The organism is Paramuribaculum intestinale (assembly GCF_003024925.1).
Classification (GTDB): Bacteria; Bacteroidota; Bacteroidia; order Bacteroidales; family Muribaculaceae; genus Paramuribaculum; species Paramuribaculum intestinale.
In genome coordinates this window covers 1-4,978 of record NZ_PUED01000170.1, presented here as the reverse complement: position 1 = coordinate 4,978, position 4,978 = coordinate 1, and the positions used below count along the sequence as shown (strand labels likewise).

Annotated in this window: 3 protein-coding genes and 1 pseudogene; all 4 read right to left on the bottom strand. The window is 47.6% G+C overall.

Features of this window, described 5'->3' with window-relative positions; all coding sequences use genetic code 11:
• Positions 1-1,669, bottom strand: a 1,669-nt coding sequence (ltrA, locus tag C5O24_RS10735; protein WP_107681812.1) for a group II intron reverse transcriptase/maturase, incomplete at its 3' end; no start/stop codon positions are given.
• A gap of 639 nt (positions 1,670-2,308) precedes the next feature.
• Positions 2,309-3,013 (bottom strand): annotated as a pseudogene (locus C5O24_RS10730) (YWFCY domain-containing protein); the annotation flags it as partial.
• Between the two features lie 13 nt (positions 3,014-3,026).
• Complete coding sequence (gene mobB, locus C5O24_RS10725; protein WP_107036587.1) at positions 3,027-4,346, bottom strand: conjugal transfer protein MobB; 1,320 nt, start codon at positions 4,344-4,346, stop codon at positions 3,027-3,029.
• Entirely contained in the window at positions 4,325-4,816 is a 492-nt protein-coding gene (locus C5O24_RS10720) for a plasmid mobilization protein (protein WP_133165539.1), read from the bottom strand. The genes mobB and C5O24_RS10720 overlap by 22 nt, the downstream gene beginning before the upstream one ends.
• Between the last annotated feature and the right edge of the window lie 162 nt (positions 4,817-4,978).

Genomic DNA, 4,978 nt, shown 5'->3' with positions numbered 1-4,978 from the left:
CATTCTTACACTTCTTTTTATGTGTCACACTCAGATAACAGCTTTCGTGGACAATGGACAATGAATTCTTACCGTTGACGGATGACATCATTGTATGCCACGGTGTTTCAACCGTTATCGGTTCACCACAGATTGGACATCTTTGGTTCTGCCTTTTCCAAATATTGAAAAGCGTCCTTTTCCCACTCATCGACATCTTCATTTTGACGGTGCGCCGTTTTTCACGGTACTCCGTCCATTCGGGGTCAAACGGATTGAGGTCACATTTCAGTTGCGGATATGTCTGGATTTTTGTATTGAACAATATTGTCAACGGTACTAAGTATTCTTCTCCCTTTGAGTCAATTTTTGTCGTGGCAAATATCCAGTCCCGATTCCCAATCTTGTGGAAATAGCGTTGTTTAATCCAAGTACGGTTCTTATTTCCGTGCCTACGGATTCCCCATCGCCACAGTTTCTTGAAGATTAGAAAGTCCGCTTTTCGGAACGTTTCCGAGGCCGCACTATATTGATAATAGTTCGCCCATCCTTTGAGAATAGGATTGAGACGCATGATAAGTTCATGTTGGGAAGTTCCACGTGAGCGGTGTATCTCTCGCTTTACCTTTTCCAACATCCTCTTTACGCGGTCTTTGGCTGGTTTCGTCAGCAGAGTGCCATTGAATTTGCGGACATTGAAGCCGAGGAAATCAAAACCGTCTTCTATATGGGTTATCAACGTTTTCTCTTCGGACAGAGTCAGTCCCCTTTCCGCAAGAAACGATGCAACCAACGGTTTGACCTTCTGTTCCAGCAGTTCTTTTGATTCGCCCGTGATAATGAAATCATCTGCAAACCTGACAAGCCTTACTTTCGGACAGTACCAACCCGTAGAACCTTTCTTTGATTCCCAAGGGAAGTTGTCTTCGAGTAGTTTCTGTAATCCGTCGAGTGCCATATTAGCAAGCGTTGGCGATATGATACCACCTTGCGGTGTACCCTCGTCTGTCGGGAAGACTTCGTTTTCAAAGATATACCCACATTTGAGCCATTTCCCAAGTATGGTTTTATCCATTGGAATGTGCTTCATCAGCCAGTCGTGGCTGATGTGGTCAAAGCACCCTTTGATGTCGCCCTCCAGAATCCATTGTGGCGAGTACCTCTTTGAAAGAAGAGTGTGGCAACGTGCCATTGCATCGGCAGTGCCTCTTTCCTTTCTGAAGCCAAAGGAATAGTTGTCGGCAGTTGTTTCCGATACTGGTTCCAAAGCGAGTAGGTGGAGTGCCTGCATCGCTCTGTCTTTCATTGTGGGGATGCCCAACGGTCTCTGTTTGCCATTGTGCTTCTTTATGAACACTCGTCTCAAAGGCTGAGGCTTGTAGCCTCTTCTTCTGAGTGTGAAGATGGCTTTGTATTTCGATTTCGGAGTTGACCACAATACCTTGTCAACGCCCGAAGTCTTTTTGCCATCATTTGAAGTGACACGTTTTACTGCCAATGCCTTGGCGTAAAACGAGTGGGTAAGAGTCCATTGCAAAGCCTTCACCTTGCCGAACTTACCCTCTTTCTGAGCTTTTACAATACGCGCTTGTAGCTTACTGACCGCTTTCTCACACTTGTTCCAATCAATGTTTTCCCAAGTTGCTTCCTTGTGGTCAGAAGATGCACACGAGTTTTTAGGCTCGTCCATTTGCTTTTCTCCTTTCATAAGTTCTAAAAGTTATCTTGTAAAATGTTACCATATCGGAAGTCTGCACACTTTCATGTCGGATGATGTGGCTCTCTGCCATACATGGCAATGAGGTCAATCCGTATCCGCTCCGTTACAGAGCGGCGTTCGCTTTTTCCGAATTTCCTTTACCTACATACCATTGTGCCTCCCTTGCGTTCGACCTACCATGATTGCTCATGGAGATATATAGGCTTACCGTGTTCTGCATCAGTGCCAATGACGGTTTAGGCTCTGCCTCTCCACCGGTGGCTCTGTTGTTCGCGTAACCCCAAAATCCACAGGGTTATCCGGCCACACACCGTTTTGGTTCAAGCTTGTAAGCATTCGTAAGCTTGTTCGACTTAACGATGGTTCTGACAGTTCACTTGCGTTAGCCATGCCGTCAAGCCAAGCCCCCCAACCGCATAATGCTTGCGGTTCTTGAAGTCCCCTCACGGTTCATTCTCGACCCTTTCGGGAGGGTTACCTTGTCCGAGCAGCTTGGTACATCATAAGACGCACCTGCCGTAGGCTACTATTGGCGAAACAATAGGTCAACTCTTTTCACTCCTCTGAATGAACGGCTGACAGCCACTGATGCAACTTTTCACGTCACACAAATTTGAAATCATAACAATAGAGCGCAAACCCTTTGTTTATCTGCTGTTTAAGGAAGTTATTGACCACTGCAAACGACTTGCCGGAACCGGGGGTGCCGAGCACAATCGACGCGCGGAACGGATTCACCACATTTATCCAGCCGGAGTGCCACTTCTTTTCGTAGTAGAATCTTGTGGGGATATTTACGGAATAGGGATTCTCCAACAGGCGTATCTCCTGCATGAACGATTCGTTCTCATCGTTGAAACGGTCATCCATCATGTTGTTCTTCAGCATTCGGCTTATCCATATACCTGACATCAACATACCAATATATCCGAGTATGGTGGATATGATATAGATATAGCGGTAGCCGAGAGGCAGAAGCCATGAATTGAACAGAAACACCACGATACCCACGGCTCCCACAATAATTATATGACGCCACGTTATCGCCTCGTCCTTGACCCCTTTAGTGCCGAAGCACGAAAGGGCAAGCAAAAGCATTGCGAACAGTTTTGAGTTGAACGTATTGGCAAAAAGTCCACACTCACTGTTGAAATTATTAAGGATTTTATCGACCACCATGTAGAACTCATTGCTGTCAACGGTCTCCACACGCGTGAAAAAGTAGAGATTGGCCACCACCAGCACAATGCTGATGGCCCGAAGAAAATCCATTATCTTGGCCAATGACCGGAGGTCATCTTCTTGCTGACTCATATTTATATATGTATTAATGTTTGCGCCCTCGACGGTGCTGACGCTTCATGCGGCGAATGAACGCCTCTTCATCCGGATTGTACGACTGCCACTGCTGGAACAGGTCAAGTCCGGTTATCGAGTTATCATCGAAATCTTCAAACAGACTCTTCTGACTTGCTGCCGGAGGAGTCTGCTGCTGTGTTCTGCTGTCAGACCCGGTATTGCCCTCAGACTCTTGCCTCGGTTCTTGTTTTGGCTCTTGGTCTGTCGGGTCCGACGGTTGAGAAACGGGAACGGTATGCTCCTGATGGGAACCCGGCTCTTGCGACGGATTGAATTTGGCTTCAAGCGCGTTGGCAGAGAATGTCTTGCCCAGACGTGAACCGTTTAGGACATTAAACGTCTCGTGGTCTATGAATGTCACGCCATAGATTCTGCCTTCATCGGTGTACCTGAAAACGACATCAATCTTTTTCTCCTTTAATCTTGCTATGAAATCATCTTTGCCGGAGCAATGAGCAAGCGCGTCGGCAACTTTCTCTTTTGTCTGAGAGATATTGATTTTCTCTTTCGCTTTCTCATACTTGCCGTCGATAGCCTCCCGTCCGGCGAACTTGCCAAGGCGTGACGCTTTGAACGGAGCCGCTATAGGTTTGCCATCTTCACCAAGGGCGAAATATACCAATCCGTGATATTCACGACCGTTGACCTTGCCATCGGTAGGTTCACACCTGATATTGAACAGGCCAAGCACCGCATTATACTCGCCGATGCTCTGGAACCGGTAGCGCATACCGATAATCTTGACCGCTGCGGCAACCTGTTTCTTCAGATCACCAGATGGATCTATCTTCAATAATGGTGTCTCAGGCGTGACCTTCTCGCTCTCGGCTGTCTTCAGTCCATATTTCCGCTCAAGTTCACGGGTTATCTCCTTACTGCGGTAGAAATTATTTTTGTCTGTAACGCAAGAACCGTCAGTCCTTACACGCAACGCCACGATGTGCATGTGGTGACGGTTGATGTCGGTGTGTTTATAGACCATATATGGCTGGTCACCGAATCCCATCTTTTCCATATACTCGCGGGCGATTGCCGTTAACTGGGCATCGGTCAGAACATCATCGGGATGAGGGTTGAGGGAAATATGAACCATCGGCCGCTCTGTCTTTGTCGTTGATGGCATCCACTGCATGAAATCGGCGAAGGCGCGTTTGATGTCAACCGAGCCTGTTCCGTCATTGTAGATTTTGTTGGTGTCGAGCAACCGGCCCTTCTCCTTGTTGATTTTCTCCCCGTTGTAGCAGATGGCTCCGTATAGCGAATTGCCTAACGAGATTTTTGCGACCATTCCTCGTCAAATTTTTGAGCCAGAGCTGCGATGTCCTGACTGACGGAGATGAGCCGAATCATCAGTTTTTTGATTTCTTCGAGTGCCGCAGACGCTTTTTTCTCGGTGAAATTCTGATTGAGTGTGGCGACAAGATTGTCGTAAGACACACCGATTGTACGATAGAGGGCATTGAAACCGGAAAGTCTGTCGATGAAAATACGGGTGTTCTCATCAACGTAGAAGACCTTGAAAGGCTTCTGAAAGAGGAAATGCTTGATGAAAGCCGCCTTGTTATCGGCCTCCGATTGCTCGAACATGGCGAGAAAACGGGCATTTTCCTTGGCGTTGAACCGCACGACATAGCGGTTCACGGAGGGATCAACCTTAGGTCGCCGCCCTCCGTGGCTGGAGTTTTTAATCATATTATAATGAAAAGGCATCGCGGATTGCCATGCAGGAGCCGCCGCAGGCGTAGAAAGGTTCTCCAACTCTGGCGGAGAACTGCACCCTCGGAGAGCAAGGGTTGTGAGGCACCGAATTTATTTCGAGTGCCCCGCAACATACCTTGCTCATCCATGTGGATGCTTGTGTATCAACGAATTTACGGGGAATGATAGAAGTTGAGTGCCAAGAGGTGCCGGTCATACCTC

Coding starts and splice junctions, on each gene's coding strand:
- mobB (WP_107036587.1), bottom strand. CDS start 4,346: ATGGTCGCAAAAATCTCGTTAGGCAATTCGCTATACGGAGCCATCTGC.